20 protein-coding genes and 1 pseudogene are annotated in these 21,134 nt (G+C 47.7%); 13 read left to right on the plus strand and 8 right to left on the minus strand.

The features are described 5' to 3' along the window. From ACAN56_RS23290 to ACAN56_RS23305, 4 genes are all read right to left on the minus strand, one after another. The coding region (locus ACAN56_RS23290; protein WP_379145924.1) for a hypothetical protein at nt 1–703 on the minus strand (703 nt) is incomplete at its 3' end. Nucleotides 704–803: 100 nt separating this feature from the next. Beyond that, nucleotides 804–2,102: an iron uptake transporter deferrochelatase/peroxidase subunit gene (gene efeB / locus ACAN56_RS23295; RefSeq protein ID WP_379145926.1), complete on the minus strand. Its 1,299-nt coding sequence runs from the start codon at nt 2,100–2,102 to the stop codon at nt 804–806. A 4-nt stretch (nt 2,103–2,106) separates the two neighbouring features. Then, on the minus strand, nt 2,107–3,009 hold the full coding sequence (gene efeO, locus ACAN56_RS23300; RefSeq protein WP_076110782.1) for an iron uptake system protein EfeO: 903 nt from the start codon (nt 3,007–3,009) through the stop codon (nt 2,107–2,109). A gap of 265 nt (nt 3,010–3,274) precedes the next feature. Then, nucleotides 3,275–4,252, minus strand: coding sequence for a LacI family DNA-binding transcriptional regulator (locus ACAN56_RS23305; protein WP_379145927.1), 978 nt, complete (start codon nt 4,250–4,252; stop codon nt 3,275–3,277). Between the two features lie 358 nt (nt 4,253–4,610). Between ACAN56_RS23305 and ACAN56_RS23310 the strand changes: the two genes are divergently transcribed. Then, nucleotides 4,611–4,835 (plus strand): helix-turn-helix domain-containing protein, encoded by a 225-nt coding sequence (locus ACAN56_RS23310; protein WP_019908812.1) that lies wholly within the window; start codon nt 4,611–4,613, stop codon nt 4,833–4,835. 150 nt (nt 4,836–4,985) lie between these two features. On the opposite strand, the gene ACAN56_RS23315 is transcribed toward ACAN56_RS23310, so the two are convergent. After that, the gene (locus ACAN56_RS23315) at nt 4,986–5,375 is read right to left on the minus strand and encodes a pepsin/retropepsin-like aspartic protease family protein (RefSeq protein WP_038595975.1); all 390 of its coding nucleotides are present in this window, start codon (nt 5,373–5,375) and stop codon (nt 4,986–4,988) included. Continuing rightward, on the minus strand, nt 5,372–5,632 hold the full coding sequence (locus ACAN56_RS23320; RefSeq protein WP_038595972.1) for a hypothetical protein: 261 nt from the start codon (nt 5,630–5,632) through the stop codon (nt 5,372–5,374). Before ACAN56_RS23320 ends, ACAN56_RS23315 begins: the two co-directional genes overlap by 4 nt. Nucleotides 5,633–6,166: 534 nt before the next feature. Between ACAN56_RS23320 and ACAN56_RS23325 the strand changes: the two are divergent. From ACAN56_RS23325 to ACAN56_RS23335, 3 genes and pseudogenes are all read left to right on the plus strand, one after another. After that, nucleotides 6,167–6,259, plus strand: a pseudogene (locus ACAN56_RS23325) (LuxR C-terminal-related transcriptional regulator); the annotation flags it as partial. Between the two features lie 168 nt (nt 6,260–6,427). Further along, nucleotides 6,428–7,189, plus strand: coding sequence for a SagB/ThcOx family dehydrogenase (locus ACAN56_RS23330; RefSeq protein WP_379145929.1), 762 nt, complete (start codon nt 6,428–6,430; stop codon nt 7,187–7,189). Nucleotides 7,190–7,355: 166 nt separating this feature from the next. Continuing rightward, entirely contained in the window at nt 7,356–7,703 is a 348-nt protein-coding gene (locus ACAN56_RS23335; protein ID WP_379145930.1) for a hypothetical protein, read from the plus strand. Nucleotides 7,704–7,809: 106 nt separating this feature from the next. On the opposite strand, the gene ACAN56_RS23340 is transcribed toward ACAN56_RS23335, so the two are convergent. Continuing rightward, the gene (locus tag ACAN56_RS23340) at nt 7,810–7,995 is read right to left on the minus strand and encodes a hypothetical protein (RefSeq protein ID WP_038595962.1); all 186 of its coding nucleotides are present in this window, start codon (nt 7,993–7,995) and stop codon (nt 7,810–7,812) included. Nucleotides 7,996–8,281: 286 nt separating this feature from the next. Between ACAN56_RS23340 and ACAN56_RS23345 the strand changes: the two genes are divergently transcribed. The 7 genes from ACAN56_RS23345 to ACAN56_RS23375 all read left to right on the plus strand — a co-directional run bounded on the left by ACAN56_RS23345 (nt 8,282) and on the right by ACAN56_RS23375 (nt 17,125). Further along, nucleotides 8,282–9,703 (plus strand): spore germination protein, encoded by a 1,422-nt coding sequence (locus ACAN56_RS23345; protein ID WP_379145931.1) that lies wholly within the window; start codon nt 8,282–8,284, stop codon nt 9,701–9,703. A 12-nt stretch (nt 9,704–9,715) separates the two neighbouring features. Further along, the gene (locus ACAN56_RS23350) at nt 9,716–10,798 is read left to right on the plus strand and encodes a GerAB/ArcD/ProY family transporter (protein WP_340896768.1); all 1,083 of its coding nucleotides are present in this window, start codon (nt 9,716–9,718) and stop codon (nt 10,796–10,798) included. Next, nucleotides 10,791–11,819: a Ger(x)C family spore germination protein gene (locus ACAN56_RS23355; protein ID WP_379145932.1), complete on the plus strand. Its 1,029-nt coding sequence runs from the start codon at nt 10,791–10,793 to the stop codon at nt 11,817–11,819. The genes ACAN56_RS23350 and ACAN56_RS23355 overlap by 8 nt, the downstream gene beginning before the upstream one ends. A 244-nt stretch (nt 11,820–12,063) precedes the next feature. Continuing rightward, nucleotides 12,064–13,077, plus strand: a complete 1,014-nt coding sequence (locus ACAN56_RS23360) for an ABC transporter substrate-binding protein (protein ID WP_379145933.1) — start codon at nt 12,064–12,066, stop codon at nt 13,075–13,077. Next, the gene (locus tag ACAN56_RS23365; protein ID WP_038595953.1) at nt 13,058–13,834 is read left to right on the plus strand and encodes an ABC transporter ATP-binding protein; all 777 of its coding nucleotides are present in this window, start codon (nt 13,058–13,060) and stop codon (nt 13,832–13,834) included. The genes ACAN56_RS23360 and ACAN56_RS23365 overlap by 20 nt, the downstream gene beginning before the upstream one ends. Next, a complete protein-coding gene (locus ACAN56_RS23370) occupies nt 13,828–14,580 on the plus strand; it encodes an ABC transporter permease (protein WP_038595950.1) in 753 nt (250 codons plus the stop codon). Before ACAN56_RS23365 ends, ACAN56_RS23370 begins: the two co-directional genes overlap by 7 nt. Nucleotides 14,581–14,752: 172 nt before the next feature. Next, complete coding sequence (locus ACAN56_RS23375) at nt 14,753–17,125, plus strand: YcdB/YcdC domain-containing protein (RefSeq protein ID WP_379145934.1); 2,373 nt, start codon at nt 14,753–14,755, stop codon at nt 17,123–17,125. Between the two features lie 218 nt (nt 17,126–17,343). Here the strand turns inward: ACAN56_RS23375 and ACAN56_RS23380 are convergent, their stop codons facing one another. After that, the gene (locus ACAN56_RS23380; RefSeq protein ID WP_038595945.1) at nt 17,344–18,171 is read right to left on the minus strand and encodes a TerC family protein; all 828 of its coding nucleotides are present in this window, start codon (nt 18,169–18,171) and stop codon (nt 17,344–17,346) included. A gap of 666 nt (nt 18,172–18,837) precedes the next feature. Here ACAN56_RS23380 and nifB point away from each other — a divergent pair. After that, a complete protein-coding gene (gene nifB, locus ACAN56_RS23385; RefSeq protein WP_379145935.1) occupies nt 18,838–20,205 on the plus strand; it encodes a nitrogenase cofactor biosynthesis protein NifB in 1,368 nt (455 codons plus the stop codon). A gap of 6 nt (nt 20,206–20,211) precedes the next feature. After that, the gene (nifH, locus tag ACAN56_RS23390) at nt 20,212–21,078 is read left to right on the plus strand and encodes a nitrogenase iron protein (protein WP_038595941.1); all 867 of its coding nucleotides are present in this window, start codon (nt 20,212–20,214) and stop codon (nt 21,076–21,078) included. The last annotated feature ends 56 nt before the right edge of the window (nt 21,079–21,134 follow it).

The following is a 21,134-nucleotide window of genomic DNA, read 5'->3' on the forward strand; positions in this document are numbered from 1 at the left end:
CGGCTTCGACGAGCGCGCTGCCAACTGCGGGCAGCAGCTCGTCATGCCGGCCGTCATCCGCCGCCGCGGCAGCTGCTGGCTTGCAGAGCAGCAGCAGGAAGAGGCAGCCGAACAGAACGGCTGCCTTCAGCGCGGGCACCAACCTGCGCTCATACATCCGCACCCGTTTGGTGCCCGTGCTTTCCAGCTTGCACTCATGCATCAGCTCCGGCTCGTGTCCTTGCGCCAGGCTTGCCCCGCGCGCATACATCCGCACCCGTTTGGTGCCCGTGCTTTCCAGCTTGCACTCGAGCACCAGTTCTGGCTCAGGTCCTTGCACCAGGCTTGCCCCGCGCGCATACATCCGCACCCGTTTGGTGCCCGTGCTTTCCAGTCTGCACTCATGCACCAGCCCTGGCTCAGATCCTTGCGCCAGGCTTGCCCCGCGCTCATACATCCGCGCCCGTTTGGTGCGCGTGCTTTCCAGCTTGCACTCGAGCACCAGTCCTGGCTTGCGTCCTTGCGCCAGGCTTGCTCCGCGCGCATGCAACCGCACCCGTTTGGTGCCCGTGCTTTCCAGCTTGTACTCATGCATCAGCTCCGGCTCGTGTCCTTGCGCCAATTCCGTCCTGCTTTCATGCACCCGGCCCAGCTTACCCTTGGCTTTCGCCGGGTGGAGCGCTGTATGCGGCAAGCCATATTTATACTGTCTAGCAAATAACATCGGGAGTGTCCCCTTTCAATAATGGACAGGCAGATCCGGAAAGGCTGAACGGATCTGCCTGTCAGCATGCTGGTTGCTAACTCATGCTGTGTTTTCGTGTTCAGCCCAGCAGGGCTTCGCCGATATACCCGCCTTCGCGGACACCGGGGAAGCAGGCGAATACCGCGCTGCCGGTATGAACCATATATTCATTCAACCGGTCGTTTTTGGACAGACGCTGCTGGATGCTGACGAACTGTTTAATGAGATCCTTCTGGAAGCTGATGAACAGAAGACCCGCATCCAGCTGGCCTGTTTTAAGATCCATTCCGCTGGAATAGGAGTAGGAGCGCCGGAGCATTTTGATCGTGCCGTCACCATGGGCCAGCGCGGAATGCGAATCCGGCGGGATGACGGGCTTGCCGGAAGCATCGGCGGCGTCCAGTTTAAGTTCGGCGAATTCATCAGTGGCTCCGATCGGTGCGCCGCTGTGCCTGTGCCGTCCAAAGGTTGCTTCCTGGTCGCTCAAGGTCGAGCGGTCCCAGACCTCAATGCGCAAACGCACACGGCGTACAGCCATGTAAGTGCCGCCATTCATCCAGGCAGGTCCATCGCTGCTGCTGGTCCACACAACCTTGCGCATTTCGGCATCGTCTGTAGCATCGGGGTTGCCTGTTCCGTCTTTGAAGCCGAGCAGATTGCGCGGGGTGCCTCCTTTCGGATCGGCTCCCGCTGTACGCTGGAACCCTTCCTGGGTCCAGCGCAGCACGGCTGTGCCGCGGGCAATCCGTGCGAGATTGCGTATGGCGTGGAACGCCACCTGCAGATCATCAGCACAAGCCTGTACACAAAGATCTCCGCCGCACCACTGCGGCTCCAGACTGTCTCCCGTAAAGGCTGGGAGGTCGGCAAGTGAAGATGGACGTTTCGGGGCTAACCCAAATCGTCCATCAAAAAAAGCCGGTCCAACCCCAAACGTTAGCGTACACCGGGAGGGGGTCAGGCCATCGGCTTCTCCGGTATCGGACGGCGGAAGATTGGGATTGTCGTTGACATTGCCGATCAGACTGCCGGAGGTCAAAGCCGCCGCAGCCTCTGTCCATGACTTCAACAGCTTTTTCACATCGTCCAGCTTCGTTGTTGTCAGATCAAACGCCGCAAAGCACAGAAAGTTCTGTGCAGGTGTAATAATCCCGGCCTGGTGTGCTCCGTAGAACGGGAGGGTATCGGCGGCAGGATCCAATGAAGCTGCGGGTGTTTTGGCAGCGGATTGGCGCGCGGCCATCAGCCCTCCTGCACCTGTGCCGCCCAGCAGCAGGCCGAGCCCGGAGGCGCCGGTAAGCCGCAGCATATCACGTCGGCTTAGCTTTTTATTTAACATTTGCTCACTTTTGAATTCTTCCTCAGGCTGCTTTTTCATCTGCTCACACTCCTAGAATAGTCCCCATGTTGGACAACGGTTCAGCTAAGGCATCCAGATTCTGGCTCAGCTTACGCACTTCGTCTTCCTTGAGTGTTTCGTAGGAGACATAGCCGTCACCTGATTTAAATGGAGCGAGTTCATCCAGTAGTGCCGTAAACCGTTCGCCGATGGTCTGTTCGAGCTCTGGATCCTTTTTGGCAAGCTCGGGTTTCAGCAGCTCGTAGATTTTTTGCGCACCTTCTACATTGGCGACAAAATCATACAAATCCGTGTGTGAATAACGTTCTTCCTCGCCAGTCACTTTGGAGGAAGAGACTTCGTTCAGCAGTTCGACTGCACCGGTAACGAGCAGATTCGCATCAATCTCTGCTGTTTCCACCTTGGCGCGCAGGAGCTGGGCATCCTTCAGCAACCGGTCGGCGACTTCAGTCATGCCGTCAGTTGTGCTGTTTTGCCAGAGGGCCTGTTCGATTTTATGAAAACCGCGCCATTCGGCCGCATCCACATCATTTTCACGGGCATCGATATTGGGATCAAGATCTCCGAGCGCTTCGGCAATCGGTTCAATCCGCTCATAGTACATACGGGCCGGGGCATACAGCGCCTTCGCTTCGTCGAGACTTCCTGCTTTGACGGCGTTCGTAAAGTTTTCCGTCTGCTTGACGAATTCGTCGCATTGTTCAATGACGTAGGTCCGGTATTGCTCAATGGCTGAAGAAAAATCGGCGGCAGCTGTAGTAGCGGTGGCATCAGCCGTAGTAACCGGAGCGGCTGTAACTGCGCTGCCATTTACCGCAGCCTCATTGTTGTTATCCGTATTATTATTGTTCTCATTGCCGCTGCAGCCGGCAAACAGAATGGAAGCAGCCAGCAGCCCGGCGGGAACAGCGTAACTAAATTTCAATCAAAACACCCCTTTTTCTATTGTAAGAACTTGTATGCAAATGATAATCGTTATCAATTATGCTGGAATTATCATAAATCCCTGCACAGTGGCTGTCAATAAAAATGTGATATTTATCATAGCTGAAAAAGGGCAATAAAAATCCGCCCCTGAAACAGGGACGGAAGCAAAGCGCATCTAGGCACCAGGAAAGCTGCTGATGGGATGCGATCAAGTATTTAATCGTATATGAGCTGCTGGTATAGGCAATTCAGAAAGGCTTCCTTTAAACCGTAGAGCGCTCAATAATCCGGTATGCCAGCTTGCGGTACACCGGGAGCGTACTGTCCCCGCGGATCTGTTCATGGATAATCCGGAAGGCGGAGGCCCCCATCTCGTATAGCTGATTATCAATTGTAGTGATCTCCAGCAGCCGTCCGATCGGCTGATTGTCAAAGCCCATGACTGCCAGATCTTCAGGAATGCGCAGCCCATGCTTGCGTGACTCGATTATCAGTCCGGCTGCAACATGGTCGCCGGAAACGATAACCGCATCAGGCCGCACCCGCATCTCAAGCAGCGAGCGCGCTGCGGCCGCCCCGTGTTCTTCGGTCATACAGTCGTAGATCATCCACGCTTCCTGAAACGGCAGCTTGTTCTCGGCAAGAAACTCACGGAATGCGGATTGGCGGATGGAGGAGCTGCTGCCATTCTGTCTGCCTTCGCAGTAGCCGATTTTACGGTATCCTTTGCCAATCAAATACTGCAGGCCGTGACGGAAAGCAGCGTAATGCTCAATATACACAGAGGAGAAACGGCGTTCCCCGCTGTTCTGGCAGGTTACAATCGGACCGTAGGCGGTGTATTCCTCAATGACTTCGGGCTGAAGTGCTGTGGATACGATAACGACGCCGTCAATTTCTTTATTGCGCAGCATTTCAAGCACCTTAAGCTCTTCCTCGGGTGAATAATTGGTCTGGCAGAGAATCAGCCGGTACTGCGCGAGCAGTGCCTCATGAGCAAGGCCGTCCATGACAATGGAGAAATAAAAGAAGTTGATAAACGGCAGGATCACCGCAACGGCACCGGTACGGCCGGTAATCAGATGCACGGCATTCATATTCCGCGTGTAGTTTAACTGTTCTATGGTATCAAGCACAGCGGCTCTTTTGTCTTTGCTGACATAAGGATGATTATTAAGCACTCGCGACACGGTTGTTACAGAAACACCGGCGATGCGGGCGATTTCTTTTATATTGGCCATCGGCGCAGCAGCCTCCTGAGTCAGGGGTATAATGATTTTATTTTATCACATCTCCCCTGGGAAACCTCCCGAATAAAAACGCTTGCTATGGAATCCATTTCATAAATTACACTGGGGTTGCAACAGCTTACCGGATAAACCGGCGTTACCGAAAGGGCGTGACGGACCGGTGATGCCTGTTATTTTGCCGCCTAGAGGCGGTTTTTTTATGGGACGCCTTGTCCTTGATTCCTTTCTCCGCTACTGCCCATTTTAGAGCAGCAGCAGCACCATTAACATGCCCCATACATAGTATGATTTGACTGTATCCCTTTACCTTGTTATACCAAACAAACCCGAGCAAGGAGGGGTGACACCATTGAAAGGGAACGAACATCATAGCAAATTTCTGTTGACGCATCGTGAGCGCGAAGTATTCGAGCTTCTCGTGCAGGACAAAACAACACGGGATATTGCCGGATTGTTATTCATCAGCGAAAAAACCGTCCGCAACCACATCTCAAACGTCATGCAAAAACTAAACGTAAAAGGCCGTTCGCAAGCGGTTGTCGAGCTGATCAAGCTTGGGGAGCTGAAAATATAGCTGCCGTGCTTTCGCAGTGATGAATGCGTTTAAGCCTTCTTTTACCCTTTGGGGTGAGGGGAGGTTTTTTGTTTCAGATATAAGTGGAATGTGAATAAAATACAAATAGACCAAGCGATTGCTGTCCCTTGAGGGTAAGCGTTGCCCGGTCTAATTCTCAAACTTAATAGTCATGGTTTCAAAATCCACCTTGCATTTGGCTCTCATCATAAAATCAATGCCAACAATTCCGTCAAAGCCATAAGGCTCTTGAATCGAACCAAGCTGAATGGGGAAATCCGTCAAAGTAATATGTTCAATGCAAAAGTCAGGAATCTGCTGCTCATAGCAAATTTCGCTCGTTCCTCCTACCCCATACATCCGCTTGGCTCGCCCATTTATAAAATCAATGTGGATACCTATTGCAGCTAATGCATCGGAATCAAAAACAGTTGCCGCACAGCCTGTATCAAATAGAACATTATGCAGAACAATTGAATTGTCATATTGAGCTAAAGTCAAGGAAACGATAGGCAAGCCATATTGTAATTGTAACTTCATATCCGTTGCCGTACTCCTGAGAAAAATTCCTCGACAACCTCGACATCGCTTCTGCTCGTATGAAATACATACAGCTCACGAGTCGGATGTAGCTTGTGAAGCTCTTTATAACCGCTCCATGCCTCCTCGGGATTATCGTAGTCTTGAATGACCGCCATATCCTCTAATTGACGCACACGGTTGCTGGAGCTTGCCTTGATTGCTTCCACCAGTACAAAGCGACCTGGGTGCAATTCCGTAATTTCTCCCCATTTCATCGGCTTCACCTCGCTTGGTTTATCATATTTTTAGTATAGCATAGATGCTTAAGGAATTTTGATGTTAAAATATATGGTGCAGCCTGTGATGGTGGTGTTTTACTTTCAACTGATGATTTTGAAGAAGAACTATTTTTAAAAGTACAACAAACAAAAAATAAAGTTGAAAACAGTTCGGCGAAGAGTTATCCTGATCCATTAAGAAGCGAGTTAGAAGTCTTGGTTGAACTTTTACGGCATAACAAAATAAATAATAAAGGGCCTTTCGCTAACTTTATTGGAATTGATGGTTTTTATGATTTAGTGATACAAGAGGATAATTTTGATTATCAGAAATTTAATTTGGATTGGTTCCCATACCTCAGTGAAGATGAAATTAAGAAGATACTTAGTAACTCGAGTAATAAGGAGATTCTAAGAAGAAAATTTGTAAAATCACTTGTAGAAGATGAACTGGGACATCAGATTAAACGGTTTTATTTGGATTACTTTGAGACGTGATGCATTTGAATTGATTTTAGTTGGTGTACTTCAAACCACATCTCAAACGTCATGCAAAAACTAAACGTAAAAGGCCGTTCGCAAGCGGTTGTCGAGCTGATCAAGCTTGGGGAGCTGAAAATATAGCTGCCGTGCTTTCGCAGTGATGAATGCGTTTAAGCCTTCTTTTACCCTTTGGGGTGAGGGGAGGTTTTTTGTTTACTCACCAAAACAACTGAATAGTGAGTTAGATCACAAACTAATTTATATGAGATGATAAATTAAAGCTATTAAGGTAATTCAGGAGGATCTGTTATGACAAGATACGAACCACAAAGGCGCTTTCTAAAATCTAATTTTGATGAATTTAAACATATAAAAACAGATAAGATCAAAGGACTTGCACAACCACCCATTGTTAAGCCCGCCCATTCGAAATCACTAATTATTGATCTGCCAAAGGTCAGCAAAGACGTTGTGTGTAATGAAAACATTTTTGATTGTATAAATCAAAGAAGAAGTACAAGGTTTTATTCTGCGGAAACTTTAAGTCTGGACGAGTTATCCTATTTATTATGGGCTACTCAAGGGATTACTGGTATTAATAAGAACGGACTTACGCTGCGAACTGTACCCTGCAGTGGGGCGACACACACATTTGAAACCTATTTAATTATTATGCGGGTAGAAGGCATTCAACAAGGAATCTACAGATACCTTCCTGTCGAACATAAGCTATTATTTATGTTTGAATTAGATGAACTTGAACAGAAGATTGATGCTATAACTTTAGATCAGCCATTTGTCCCTAACTTTGCAAAAAAGGCTTCTGTCCTGTTTGCATGGAGTACAACACCATATCGCTCCGAATGGAAGTATGATATTTCAGCTCACAAAAAAATCCTCATCGATGTTGGACATGTATGCCAAAACCTTTATTTATCCAGTGAATCTATCGGTGCAGGTGCTTGCGCAATTGGAATTTATGATCAAAAGCTGATTGATGAGATTTTAGAATTAGACGGTGATGAAGAATTTGTTATTTATCTTGGCGCAGTTGGAAAGAAACGAGAATAGCTACTCGCGAATGGACCACCCATCAACACAATTGCTTCGGAAGTAACGAGTTTAAGCCTTCTTTTATCCTTAGGGATGAGGGGAGGTTTTTTGTTATGGAGAATGGAGTTGGCATGGTAAAATTTATAATAATATCAATTTCACAACGAAAGCGGGGTTACGGGTGATGACAAATAAGCATGGCATAATAACTTTGATGTTACTCGTTATATTGAGTACATTTACGGCCTGTGACAGCAAGCAGGGCAGTGGGGAAGATACCGTATTATCCATGGACAAGGTGCGCTCGTTGGCACAGCAAGGTGAAGATCTGGCGTGGACAGACTTTGAGGGCTATCCTTTCGAAGATGTGGGTTCGGGATTATACATCCGTAAATATGCGGTGGAAGAGGATTACCATGTGCTGGTCAGCGGCAGGAGCCTCGACAAGGCCCCTGATACGGTTTACCTTGTGAACCCGACCGGGGAGCAGATCGATCTACGGCATGATGATGATGAGGATTGGAAGTTATAATTGGAAACGTAAATAAAAGGCCGTCAGCTCCGGAAGCTTAAGTCCCGGATATGGCGGCCTTATTTCATAAGCAGGTTAGTCAAGCTGTATCTGAAAGCTGATGTGGCTAGTGATATTTGATGGTCTTAATGCGTGACTCTTGTTCATAAGTAAGCGGGCTCGGGGTTTGCGGCGTGTGCAGATGCCGCTGCACGGTGTATTCCATGTTCCGGTAATCTTCCTCTCCTGAAACGGTCCATGGCTGCCAAATACCGGATACCCAATTCTTAATTTCCTTTAGTCCTTCAAGCATTTCCTTCATCCTCCTTGAGCGATGAAATCAATAGATTTTTATTGCTTTGGTTACGCTTACATTATAGCATGACTGATCTGATTTTAAAAGAGGTGTCCACGGGAAAAAGACAAAATTTATAGCTGGAAATAGATATTTAAAAGGTTTTGTATCTTCCTGAAAGAGTAATGTCTCTGTGCAGGAGACACCTTCGATTCAGAGCATCCGTTTCCTGCGCATTCATAAATATCAATGAAAATTTTGGGGATACTACCTTAAATATTATGGTGAAGGCGTGGTTAATATTATGGATTCAAGCCCGCAGAATACTCTTACGCTCGGACATATTCTTAAAGAATTTGATCAATGTGCCGATTTGATTCACCGGACCTTTCCGGAGATCCAGACGGATATTGTGTACTTTCCAGCTATTGTGGACAATACCCTGTTCATCAAAGAAATTCTGGAGCCGTTTTCCCGCATTCAGCTTCAAGAAGCCGAACAACTGTTCACGCAGTCGCAATTCCTTCAAGTGACTGATAGCAAAGCGGCGGTTATCGGCATCCTGGAGGGCTGTGTCGCTGTCTCTCACCGGGACAGCATTTATTTATTGAATGCTTATAAACCGGAGGCCCGCAATGTTCAGCAATCGGAGACGGAAACCATTATCGCGGGTCCCCACGATGCTTTTGTGGAGTCAGCCTTAACAAATCTCTCCTTAATCCGCAGCAGAATAAAAAGCTCACATTTAAAAATCAGGAAGTATTCTATCGGAGAAATTTCCAAAACAAGTGTGTATGTTCTTTACATTCAGGATATTGCCAATCTGGCCTTTGTTGAGGACCTGGAGCGGCGGATTCAAGGAATAGAAACAGATGCAATTAATGACGGGGGCACGTTGACCCAATTCATCGAAGATAGGCCGAATTCGGTGTTCCCCCAATTTTTGACCACGGAAAGGCCGGATGTTGCTGTATCCAAGCTGGCTGCCGGGCGGATCATCACGATTATTGACAACAGCCCGACAGTCATCAGTGCTCCGGCCGCTTTTTTTGAATTTTTCTCCTCCCCGGATGATTACTACCAACGCTGGACTTTGGGGACGGCTCTGCGGCTATTGAGATTACTGGCTCTGGTCATTACGATCACTTTTACATCCATGTATGTATCCGTAACCACCTTTCATTACGAGATGATTCCCGAAGCGCTGCTGAGAACGCTGGCGGAATCGCGCAATAAGGTGCCCTTTCCACCTGTATATGAGGCGCTGCTTATGGAGATCATGATTGAACTGCTGAGGGAGGCGGGTGCGCGTCTTCCTACCAAGATCGGACAAACGATCGGGATCGTAGGCGGTATTGTTATCGGACAAGCGGCAGTGCAGGCCGGACTGACCAGTAATGTGCTTATTATTGCTGTTGCTTCATCCGCTATCGCCTCTTTTGTCATTCCCAGCTATATGATGAGTGCCTCCATCCGTCTGATCCGCTTCGGGATTATCATTCTTGCCGGAATATGGGGGAATATGGGACTTGTGATGGGGATCGCTCTAATTGTGATTCACCTATCCAGCCTGACCAGCCTGGGCTCATCCTATATGATTCCTATAGCACCTATGAAATCTGGTGACTGGAAGGATGTATTTATCCGCGCGCCATTCTCTATGTTAAGAACCCGGCCCTCACAGGCACAAACGTCCAATCCGGTCAGGCAAAAAAACAGAAAGTAGGAACGGCAGGCTATGATGGACAAACTTCGCCCCTTTCATATTACAGTTCTCGTGTATATGACACAGGCCGGGATCGTGATGTTTACGTTACCGCGTAGTCTGGCCGACTATTTTGGTACGAACGGCTGGCTGGTTCTGATTCCCTGTTTCCTGGTGTCGTCATTTAATATTTTTTTGATTTCTCTGGTCTTTCGGCTGGGCAAGGGACGCTCCGTCTTTGAAATCATGGAACAGTCTATTCCTAAGTGGATACTCTATCCTTTTTACATAGGCTTAGCGTCTGTCTGGTTGATCTTCGGCTGCATGATCGGGAAAAAATATGTGCTTTTATTTCAGATGCTCTCTTTCCCGACTACGAATCCGATGATCTTCAAGTTTGCTATGGACATCCTTCTTTTTCTAATACTTATCAAAGGGATTTATTCGATATCCAAAACAGCAACGCTTTTTTTCTGGATGATGACATGGATGTTCCTGCTGCTGCTGTGGTTTTTTCCAGCCTTCCGCTGGGAGAGATTCACTCCGTTCATTCTCCAGGGTGGACATGACCAGGTTAAAGGGGGAATAGAAGTGTATGCCGCATTTTTGGGTTATGAGCTGTCCATTCTGCTGTTTCCTTACGTGGAAAAAACGAAAAAGTCGATGGCCGCCATCTATGTCGGCAACGCCATGTTATCCCTGAGCTACCTCTGTCTCGCTCTTATTTGTTTCGGCTTCTTCAGCCTGGGCCAGTTGAAAAGACTGCTGTATCCCGTGCTTGATTTGCTGGCCTATATCCAGCTTCCATTCATTGAGCGGCTGGAAAATTTGCTCTACGGCTTTTTTCTCTTTTTAATTCTGATGACTGTCGTGATGTACTGGTGGGCAGCAGAGGAGGCTGTAAAGAGAATCGTACCCAAGTTAAAGACAACGGTACTGGTATTTGTAATGATGGCTGTTTCCTACGCTATCTCTTTTATCCCGAAGACTTTGGATCAGGTTAACGTCTGGATCACCAATCTGGGTTATGCGGCAGTCGGAATTGCCTTTGGGTTTCCGATCCTATTACTTATAGTGTTGTTAATTCAGGGAAAAGCGAGGAGCTCTCATGAATAATAAGCTGTTCATTTCAATGGCTGTTTTGCTGCTGTTAACCGGCTGTAAAAGCGATGAACGGATTCTCGAAAAGCTGGGCATGGTGCAGACATCGAGCTATGATCTGTTGGAAAATAACAAGTTAAAGGTGACCTCCTGCGTTCCGGTAATTGATCCTAACTCCACCATCCGCCGGGAACTGCTGAGTGCGGAAGTGGACAGCATCAAGGAAGCCCGGCTGGATTTCTCCAGGCAGACCGACCTGAAGGTAGTCAGCGGACAGCTAAGAGATTCCTTGTTCGGAGCGAAGCTGGCAAAAGCAGGTGTGGAGGATTATATCGACACCCTGCTGCGCGATCCTTCCATCGCGCTCGGCGTCAGAATAACTGTTGTTGAAGGTGATGCCGGAGAGCTATTGACCAAAAATTTCAAGCCGCATACAGATACCGGACGTTATATAACCCATATGCTGGAGAAAGAGGCTGCCGGCAACAGCATCCCGGCAACGACTTTTTATGAGTTTTCCAGGGATTACAACGATGACGGTATTGATCCCGTTACTCCCATAGTGAAGGATGCCGGGAACAAGGTACTCATTGACGGGATTGCTTTGTTTCAGGAGGACCGTTATGTTACGAAAATTTCGGCTGAGGACGGGATTATCTTCGGCCTATTCCGTGATGATCTGAGACAAGGCGAAATCGCAATCAATTTAGGGCAAGAGGACGGCAAAAAGGTCGTTGTCATGTTCAGCTCCTTGTTAAACAAGCGTAAGATCAAAGTGCACCATCTGGAGGATGGACGTTTTAAAATTGATCTCTCTGCCTCCATCCAGGGTTCGGTGCTTGAATACACCGGTAAGCAGAAGCTGAATGAGGAAAAGGACAGAAATGAATTGGAGAAGCAGATCTCAGAATATATTACAGCCAGAGCCCAGAAAATGGTGCAGCAAATGCAGCAGTATAACGTAGACAGTTTCGGAATCGGTGTGCATGTCAGAAACAGCTTGTCCTACAAGGAGTGGAAGGCTCTGAATTGGTGAGAGGTATATCCTGAAATTGAGGTGGAGTGCCAGACGAAAGTCACTATTAAAGACTACGGGAAATATTCATAGGAGAGCTTGTTTACGATTTATTTCAATTTATAAATATACAAAATAGGACAATGGGTGTAAAATTGCAATTACTTAATGCTTCATGGGGGAGCATGACGGTTTTTGCATGCCTATATGTGAATTAATGCGCATGTCAAGAGTACTAGAAAAAGAGATGGAGGCTACGAGATTCATGGAAAGAAAAAACTGGAAACAAGTAATGATGCTGTTTATGCTGGTCGCTGCGGTCAGTATGGTTGCCGCTGGCTGCGGAACTTCAAGCAATAATACTGTGTCGAAAAATACAGGAGCCGCTGCAGGGGAAGCAAAGGCGAACACGAATACACCGGCTGAAGCGGTTACGGTGTCGCTTGGTCTGCTGCCTTCAATTGATGCCATTCCTTTCATCATTGCCCACGAGCAAGGTTTCGACAAGAAACATAACGTCAATCTGGATATCCAGACCTTTAAGAGTGCCAAGGACCGTGATGTGGCCTTCCAAGCCGGCAAGGTGGACGGGTTGAGCGCTGATCTGGTGGCGATTTCCATCTACAACGAGGCCGGTCTGGACGTGAAGATTACCAGTACAACAACAGGTGAGTTTGATCTGCTGACCGGGAATGACGAGATCCAGGAAGTGAAGGATCTGAAGGGCAAAACGGTCATTCTGTCCAAGAATACCTCTACCCAATATACCGTTGCCATGATGCTGAAACAGGCAGGTCTGACGGAAGAGGATATTACAGTAACCGAGGTTCCGCAAATTCCGACGCGGCTGGAGCTGCTCAAGAATAAAAAAGCCGATGCGGCTGTTCTGCCCGAACCATTCGTTACCATGGGCAAAACCTCCGGACTGCGCGTACTTAGCTCTACGGTATCGGCAGGCGTGAATCCGTTCGTGCTGGCGTTCCCGCAAAGTGCGATCGAAGCCAAGGGACAAGCCATCCGCGATATGTACACGGCCTATGATGAGGCAGTGGAATATATGAAATCCCACGACCAATCGGAATATATTGATCTTATTATCAAAGAAGTAGGCTATCCAGATACACTGAAGGATGAAATTAAAGTCCCTGAGTACCTGCCTGCCTATCAGGTGGATGTGAAGGAAGTTGAGGCGGCATTTGCCTGGGCACGGGAAAAAGGCCTGCTGACCAAAAATATATCGGCTGAAGAAGTGATCTCCGATGTCCAGTTTAAGAAGTAGCGGACTCCGCATTAAAGAGCTTCAAGTTGAATATAAAAACGGACAACTGGCTCTGGGACAAGTCAATCTGGACTTGCCGCAGCATGGCATTTATACGATAATCGGCCCCTCGGGCAGCGGTAAATCTACACTGCTGCGGGCGATTGCCGGTTTGCTGCCGGGTTATCAGGGCGAGCTGCTGTTCAACGGGAAATCCGTGCATGACAAAGAAACACTGATTGGCCTTGTTCCGCAGAACTACGGTCTGCTGCCCTGGAAGACCGTTCATGACAACATTCGAATTGCGATGAAGATTACCAGGCCTGCGGGCGGCAGCAAGCAAGAACGGGAAACGCAGATTCATCAATGGCTGACATCGATGGGGATTTCCGAGTTGAGTGACCGTTATCCGCTTTCGCTGAGCGGCGGCCAGCAGCAGAGGGTAGCGATTGCCCGGGCATTTGCCATTCTGCCGACGATCCTGCTGCTGGACGAGCCTTTTTCAGCGCTCGATGTCATTACGCGCGAAGCGCTGCAGCAGATTTTCCTGGACAATTGGCTGGCTCACCCGGCTACGACACTGTTTGTGACCCATGATGTGGAAGAAGCGATTCTGCTGGGCCAGAAAATTATCGTCATGCCATCGGTCAAACAGCACACCCCGGAAATTCTCGACAATACCGCAGTGTTCGGCATGAAGCATGAGGACAAGCGGGACAGTAATGAGTTTTTCGAGCAGACCAAGCAAATCAGAAAGGTAATGCAGGAGAAATGGTGAAAAAACAGCGGCTTCATCACGTATTGCGTTTGTTGTTAGTATTCCTGTGTATGAATATCATCTGGTATATCGCCTATCTGCTGATGAATCATTCCATCCTGCCCAGCCCCGGCTCCGTGTATAACGCGATGTTTCATTTGGGGGCCAGGGAGGTTCTGCTGAATGTCGGCTATAGTCTGCTGCGGATCTTTGAAGGTGTTGCACTGGCGCTGGTGATTGGTCTGCTGATCGGCCTGCTGATGGGCCGCTCACCGGTCTGGAACAGGCTGCTTGATCCGGTCGTGTACCTGACCTATCCCATTCCCAAGATTGCTTTGCTGCCTGTGGTGATGCTGTTCTTCGGTCTTGGCGAAACCTCCAAAGTGCTGATGATTATGCTGATTCTGCTCTTTCAGGTCATCATCTCCGTGCGCGACGGAGTCAAGGCGATTCCTGACAGCACCTACGATGTGCTAACCAGCATCGGTGCAAGTGCGGGGCAGAAGTTCTGGAATGTGACGCTGCCGGGCGCATTGTCGGTTATACTCAGCACGATCCGGATTTCACTAGGGACTGCGATTTCCGTGCTGTTCTTCACTGAGATTTACGGGACGGAGCATGGCATGGGCTTTTTCATTATGGATGCCTGGCTGCGGCTGGATTATCCGGAGATGTACGCGGGCATTATGCTGTTCAGCCTGGTCGGATTTGTGCTCTTCCTGTTGGTGGATGTACTGGATTATAAGTTTATGAAGTGGCGGAATTAAACTTAATTTGAGATATAACTATAGCTTTCCTTAGTCGAGTTTAGGCAAAGGGGAGCTTTTTTTAGCTTGCATCACATAAATGTCGTAATTTCCTGTCGTTAAATAATTATGGAAAATGAAAGGGGATATCTGGTATAATAATGAATCACGTGTTAGAGGAGGATGAATTCTTTTGAAAAGCAATAGTGCTCTTTTTGTTCATCAAACAGCTAAAACGGTATTAATCGCTTCAGTGGCACTCGCATTGTTGTTACCCCCAGACTTGGCTGCAGCCGAGACCATATCTGATAGTAGCGAGACTGTGGTAACGCAGGGTAGTACGCAATCAGCGACTCCTACTTCGACTACGGCTTCTGAAGCCGATGCAACAAAGGCTAAATTTACACAGGAGCAAGCCATTGCAAAGTTAAGAGAGCTATTTCCAGCCCTAAAAGATGCAACCGTAAACAATGTTCAACTGGGATCTAGCCAAAGCTATCCGGCTTCAACTAATCAAATGATCTGGAATATTCAATGGCAGATTCAAGAAGGGAATATCGGGCATGGCTTCAGCAGTGAGGTAGACGCCAATAATGGGGATATAATCAATACCTACCTCTCATTCTCGCAGGAGAAAAATGAATCCTATTATCCGCCGAAGATATCGAAGACTCAAGCATTGGAGATCGCAAAAGCTTTTGTGGTTAAAGCAGCCTCAGCCGTTAAGAGCAGTGATCTGAAATTAGAAGAGAATGCAGGCTATAATTATTACACAAACACATTATTCGGCCCTGTTCAATATGGATATAACTTCAGTATCTTGAAGAATGGTATTCCTTCTGGATCGGATAGTATTAACATAATTGTAGATGGCAACGGAAATGTAACGCAATTCTCTAAGTCTTCGCAAGGGCTTGAGTATCCGTCTGCAGTGCCGAAGATTACCTTGGAACAAGCACAAAAGCAATTTGCGGAACAATTTGATGTGGGTCTTTTTTACACTCCTATTTATAAGAACGGAAAGCCTAACAACTGGATTCTAAGCTGGCGTCCAATTGAACAGACTCTATATCCTATCGATGCATTGACGGGCAAGCGGATAGATTATGAAGGTAAAGAATGGGTATCCAATAAAGTTGCGTATTCAGAAGTGGTGAAGAGTAAGGATGTTTTTCAGGCAAGAAGTTCTAATACAGAGCTTTCTGCAAAAGAAGCGGCACAGCTTGTGGAAAAGGTTGCTTATATTCCAGCAGATCGAAAATTGATCTCGCAAACCTTGAGAAATGACTTTCAGGATACGAATCGGAAGATCTGGCAGTTATACTGGGGTGGTGGTAGTGGAAATGAAGGGTTCATTGGTGCTGGCTATCCAGAACAATCCTCTGCAGAGATAGATGCAAAGACTGGTGAAATATTGCAGTACCAGATTCAAGCCTATGGTATTCAAGGAACTAAGAAAGAAGAACCAGCTCCAGCTGGAGGGAAGAAGCTTAGTGAGGCTGAAGCCAAGGTGAAAGCGCTTAGTTTAATTAATAGTCTATACCCTCAGGCGAGCCAGAAGCTAAAGCTTGTAGAATACGGAGATAATTTGAGTAAGACTTCAGACGGATCAGGATACAGATACCAGTTTATTAGATATCATCAAGGGATTCCTGTGAGTGACAGTACCATTACGTTAAGCTTGGATCTTTACGGCAGACTGGTTTCTTACATGGGGAATCGGATAAACGGTATCGATGAAATCACATTAGAGCCTGAAGCTACAATTTCCAAGAAGGAAGCGCTCGAAAGTTATAAACTTAAATATCAAACGAAGCTGAAGTATACTCAGGTTGGTGGATACAATACTTATAATACCTATGTCACACCAAAGGTGAAGCTGGTATATGATACAGTCATCGATGAATCTAATGGTTTCTATCAAGTTCTAGATGCGACCACTGGAAAGTGGGGTGCGGTCTATGAATACCTCGGACAGCAGGATATTCAACTATCTGCAACGGATATTAAAGGCCACGCAGCAGAGCGAGAATTATCAGAATTAGTAAGCCGCCATGTCATTACTCCGGATGCCGACGGTAAAGTGAACCCGGATCAAGAAATAACTGTAGGTGATTGGTTAACCTATCTTGCCAAAGCTTCTAATCCGAATTTCAGCAATTTTTATAGTAATAATGAGCGAAAACCAGTGGCAGGCGTGAAGCCTGAGAATCCATATTATGATGCTGTAAATTATTCAGCTGATCGTAAGTGGATCAGCAAGGATGAAGTCCTGCAAGTAGAGGGTAAATTAACCCGGGAACAGCTTGCTGTTCTGCTGGCTAATTTTTTGAAATACAACAAACTCACAGCTTATCTTGATAAAGACGTGACTGTAAGCCAGTTCAGTGATAGCTCAGCTATAAACAATAAGGGAGCTGTAGCACTTGTTGTAAAATTGGGACTCTTAAAAGATGACAACGGTAAGTTTAATCCACAGCAGACGGTAACGAAAGCAGCGGCTGCTTCGGTGATTATGAAGCTAGTGGAACTGCAAGGAAAGACCGATCAGATCATAGGTCAATAAGTGTTAAAAAGACAGCCAGGCAATGACTCTCCGCATATTTTTGACGCCGAATCTTGCTGGAATCCGTGGAATAGTTGTATTCTCTACACGAGATCTCCATCCAGCTCGGTTTTATTGATTAATAGCAAAAACGTGGATAAATGACAATAACCCGAAAGATGAACACCTTTTCAGAAGGTGTATCTTTCGGGTTATTGTTTGTGGCTGTATTTTAAAGCTTATTTACCCAGTTGTTTATCCACTTCTTTAACCGGATTTTCTCCAACGTTCTCTTCCACTTTGTGGCTGCTCATGAACCATCCTATAACGGCAATGAGAACCAGCACTACATAGAAGGTCGCTTTCCACCAGGTGCTGTGGGCGAAGTCTTCGGACAGAACACCCAGCGACGGGTGAGCCAGGGTAATTACTGCAAGCTTAACCCCTACCCAGCCGACGATGAAGAAGGCAGCAACTTCAAGGCCCGGACGGGAATGCAGCAATTTAACAAAGTAGGATGCCGCGAAACGCATAATGATCAGTCCGATAAATCCGCCAGCGAAGATGACGAGGAACTGTCCGCCGTCAAGGCCGCCGATGTGGCCCAGTCCGCTCGGTGGAAGTGCTACCGCAAGGGCAACCGCTGCGAGGATGGAATCGACGGCAAAAGCGATGTCAGCAACTTCAACCTTTAATACTGTAAACCAAAAGCCGCTTTTCTTCTTGTCGACAGCAGCCGATGAGCCGCTCTCAGCAGCTTCGTCAGTGACCGGCTTCTTGAACAACACTTTTCGGAAAATATGATTCCCCGCGATAAACAATAAGTAGAGTGCGCCGATGGCTTGTACCTGCCAGATATCGACGAGATACGAGATGACAAAAAGTGAACCAAACCGGAAGACAAACGCCCCTGCCAATCCATAAAAGAGGGCTTTTTTACGTTCCTCATCGGGAAGGTGTTTTACCATAATTGCCAGGACAAGTGCGTTGTCTGCGGCGAGTAGTCCTTCCAGTGCTACAAGAACGAGCAATACCCAGCCATACTCCAATAATAATCCCCAATCCATTGCTGTTTCCCCCTCATTTGGATGAACATATTAAAAATAACCCTGCAATACCAATAGTCTAACCAAATTTATATAAAAAAGACCTTTACCAAACAGATTAGCCTTTGGAATAAAGGTAACCTGATTGGTAAAGGTCTCGCTAACAATAGTTCATTGCCAATAAAGCCGGAGAATATCCTCATATTCTCGTATTGACGACTTTATTTAACAGCTACTCCCCTTTACGGGATATATTAAATTTTATTGGTTGCAGGATTGATCTAAAAGTATCATATATGACCGGAAGACTAATGTCAATGCTTCCTGAAATTAATTCTCAATGAAAAATGACCGTGATGGAAACGGAAACATGATACATAAATGTTATGTAAGTTTACATGTGTTATGACGAAACTGCAAACATAAGGAAAAATAAGGCTATTTTAGCTTAAACATAATTGACGGTGTGGAGGTTTGAAAATATTATGAGATTAATCAAAGCGGTTGAGTGAGTTTGGAGTTATGAAATATAACATACTAATTCCAATCATGCTTAAAGTCTTCTAAGTGTAAAGAATTCAGGATGTTAAGCTCCGTAAAACAAAGCATATGCTTCCGAAGCGAGTTTTACTGCGCAGAGGTTTCAGGTAGCAGATGCTCCGTAAAACTTTCAGGAGGTGGGAAATAATGCAGCCGTCGTCGTGTATACCAAATGAAGCAGAGGAGGAGATTAGCCGCCACCCTTGCTACAGCGAGGAAGCCCACCGGTTTTATGCCAGAATGCACATCCCGGTTGCTCCCGCCTGCAACATCCAGTGCAATTACTGCAACCGTAAGTTCGACTGTGTGAATGAGAGCAGGCCGGGCGTGGTCAGTGAGGTGCTGACGCCGGAGCAGGCGGAACGCAAGGTAAAAGGGGTTGCAGCGCAGCTTATGCAGCTCTCGGTGGTTGGTGTAGCCGGACCTGGAGATCCGCTGGCGAATCCGGAGCAGACCTTCGATACGTTTGCCCGGGTCAAAAGACATGTGCCGGATGTGTCCTTATGTCTTAGCACGAACGGACTTACACTTTACCGGCATGTGGATGAGATTATCGAGCTGGGTATCCGCCATGTCACGATCACCATCAACGCCATTGATCCGGATATCGGCCGCGAAATCTATCCTTGGGTATTCGATGAGGGAGTGCGGTACGAAGGGAGAGAAGCGGCGGAGCTGCTGATCAGCCGCCAGCTTCAAGGTCTTGAAATGCTGGCGAAGCTCGGAATTCTGGTTAAGGTCAACTCCATTATGATTCCGGGGGTCAATGATCATCATCTGCCTGCAGTGTCCAAAAGAGTAAAAGAGCTCGGGGCCACACTGCATAATGTAACTCCGCTGATTATCGCGCCGGGCAGCCAGTATGAAGCGGACGGACGCAAAGCACCCCGTCCCAAGGAATTGCACAATCTGCAGGAGCTGCTTGGACGTGACGGCATGAAGGTTATGCGCCACTGCCGGCAATGCCGGGCCGATGCCATTGGACTGCTGGGCCAGGACCGCAACCAGGATTTCCCGCTGGAGGCGATGGAGGACGATCCGGCAATCAATGAAGCAGCCAGGGCGCAGTTCCAACATGATCTGGATGCCAAAATCCGCGAGCGCGTCAAAGTGAGGCGAGCAAGACACATGCAGGAGAATGCTCCCAAGATTAGAGTCGCCGTAGCTACTAGAGGCGGAGACAAGGTCAATCAGCATTTTGGGCATGCGACCGAATTCCTGGTGTACGATACCGACGGAGCGGAGGTACAGCTGCTCGGTGTCCGTAAGATCCAGGCGTACTGCCATGGCAAAGCAGATTGCAACGGCGATAAAGCCGCCACGCTGCAGGAAATCATCTCCATTCTTAGTGACTGCCGCATTCTTCTCTGCTCTGGTATCGGCGAAGGCCCCCGTGTCAGCCTGAACAAAGCCGGAGTATTGCCTCTCGTCCGCAAAGGTGGAATACAGGAAGCTATTCTCGAAAGCGTCAAGTACAGCTCTTATTTTGAAAATATAAACATTTCGAAGGGATGATGAAAAATGAGACAAATCGCTTTCTATGGTAAAGGCGGTATCGGTAAATCGACAACTTCACAAAACACCCTCGCTCAGCTGGCTACAAAATTCGGACAAAGAATTATGATCGTAGGCTGCGACCCCAAAGCTGACTCCACCCGCCTCATACTGAATACCAAAGCTCAACAAACCGTGCTTCATCTGGCGGCTGAGCTTGGCTCCGTAGAGGATCTGGAACTGGATGATGTACTGCAAACCGGCTTCGGCGACATCATTAACGTAGAATGCGGCGGACCTGAACCGGGCGTAGGCTGCGCGGGGCGCGGGATCATCACGGCAATCAACTTCCTGGAGCAGGAAGGCGCCTATTCCGATCTGGATTTCGTATCCTATGACGTACTGGGCGACGTTGTATGCGGCGGCTTCGCAATGCCGATCCGCGAGAACAAGGCGCAGGAGATTTACATCGTCTGTTCCGGGGAGATGATGGCGATGTACGCTGCCAACAACATCGCACGCGGTATCTTGAAATATGCCACCAGCGGCGGTGTAAGACTGGGCGGTCTGATCTGCAACAGCCGCAACACGGACCGTGAAGACGAGCTAATTATGGAGCTTGCCCGCCGCCTGAATACACAAATGATTCACTTTGTGCCGCGCGACAATGTGGTTCAGCATGCTGAGCTGCGCAGAATGACCGTTGCCCAATATAATCCGGAGCATGCTCAAGCCAAGGAATATGAAATCCTGGCGGAGAAGATTCTGAACAATAAAATGCTGACGATTCCGACCCCAATTACGATGGAAGAGCTGGAGGAACTGCTGATGGAATTCGGCATCATCGAAGACGAGGAAGCAGCCATCCAGAAGCTCCAGGCTTCCGGACAATAAGCGGCAGGCGGGAGTTTACGCGAAATCCGGTGAACGGGAGTGGAGAGACGGCTGAT

The organism is Paenibacillus paludis (genome assembly GCF_042610515.1).
Taxonomy (GTDB): Bacteria; Bacillota; Bacilli; order Paenibacillales; family Paenibacillaceae; genus Paenibacillus_AQ.

Excerpts from the sequence above, each read along its gene's own strand:
- efeB (WP_379145926.1), bottom strand. The coding sequence starts at position 2,102 with ATGAAAAAGCAGCCTGAGGAAGAATTCAAAAGTGAGCAAATGTTAAAT.
- ACAN56_RS23305 (WP_379145927.1), bottom strand. The coding sequence starts at position 4,252 with ATGGCCAATATAAAAGAAATCGCCCGCATCGCCGGTGTTTCTGTAACA.
- ACAN56_RS23315 (WP_038595975.1), bottom strand. The coding sequence starts at position 5,375 with ATGAAGTTACAATTACAATATGGCTTGCCTATCGTTTCCTTGACTTTA.
- ACAN56_RS23320 (WP_038595972.1), bottom strand. The coding sequence starts at position 5,632 with ATGAAATGGGGAGAAATTACGGAATTGCACCCAGGTCGCTTTGTACTG.
- ACAN56_RS23330 (WP_379145929.1), top strand. The coding sequence starts at position 6,428 with ATGACAAGATACGAACCACAAAGGCGCTTTCTAAAATCTAATTTTGAT.
- ACAN56_RS23335 (WP_379145930.1), top strand. The coding sequence starts at position 7,356 with ATGACAAATAAGCATGGCATAATAACTTTGATGTTACTCGTTATATTG.
- ACAN56_RS23340 (WP_038595962.1), bottom strand. The coding sequence starts at position 7,995 with ATGCTTGAAGGACTAAAGGAAATTAAGAATTGGGTATCCGGTATTTGG.
- ACAN56_RS23345 (WP_379145931.1), top strand. The coding sequence starts at position 8,282 with ATGGATTCAAGCCCGCAGAATACTCTTACGCTCGGACATATTCTTAAA.
- ACAN56_RS23350 (WP_340896768.1), top strand. The coding sequence starts at position 9,716 with ATGATGGACAAACTTCGCCCCTTTCATATTACAGTTCTCGTGTATATG.
- ACAN56_RS23355 (WP_379145932.1), top strand. The coding sequence starts at position 10,791 with ATGAATAATAAGCTGTTCATTTCAATGGCTGTTTTGCTGCTGTTAACC.
- ACAN56_RS23360 (WP_379145933.1), top strand. The coding sequence starts at position 12,064 with ATGGAAAGAAAAAACTGGAAACAAGTAATGATGCTGTTTATGCTGGTC.
- ACAN56_RS23365 (WP_038595953.1), top strand. The coding sequence starts at position 13,058 with ATGTCCAGTTTAAGAAGTAGCGGACTCCGCATTAAAGAGCTTCAAGTT.
- ACAN56_RS23370 (WP_038595950.1), top strand. The coding sequence starts at position 13,828 with ATGGTGAAAAAACAGCGGCTTCATCACGTATTGCGTTTGTTGTTAGTA.
- ACAN56_RS23380 (WP_038595945.1), bottom strand. The coding sequence starts at position 18,171 with ATGGATTGGGGATTATTATTGGAGTATGGCTGGGTATTGCTCGTTCTT.
- nifB (WP_379145935.1), top strand. The coding sequence starts at position 18,838 with ATGCAGCCGTCGTCGTGTATACCAAATGAAGCAGAGGAGGAGATTAGC.
- nifH (WP_038595941.1), top strand. The coding sequence starts at position 20,212 with ATGAGACAAATCGCTTTCTATGGTAAAGGCGGTATCGGTAAATCGACA.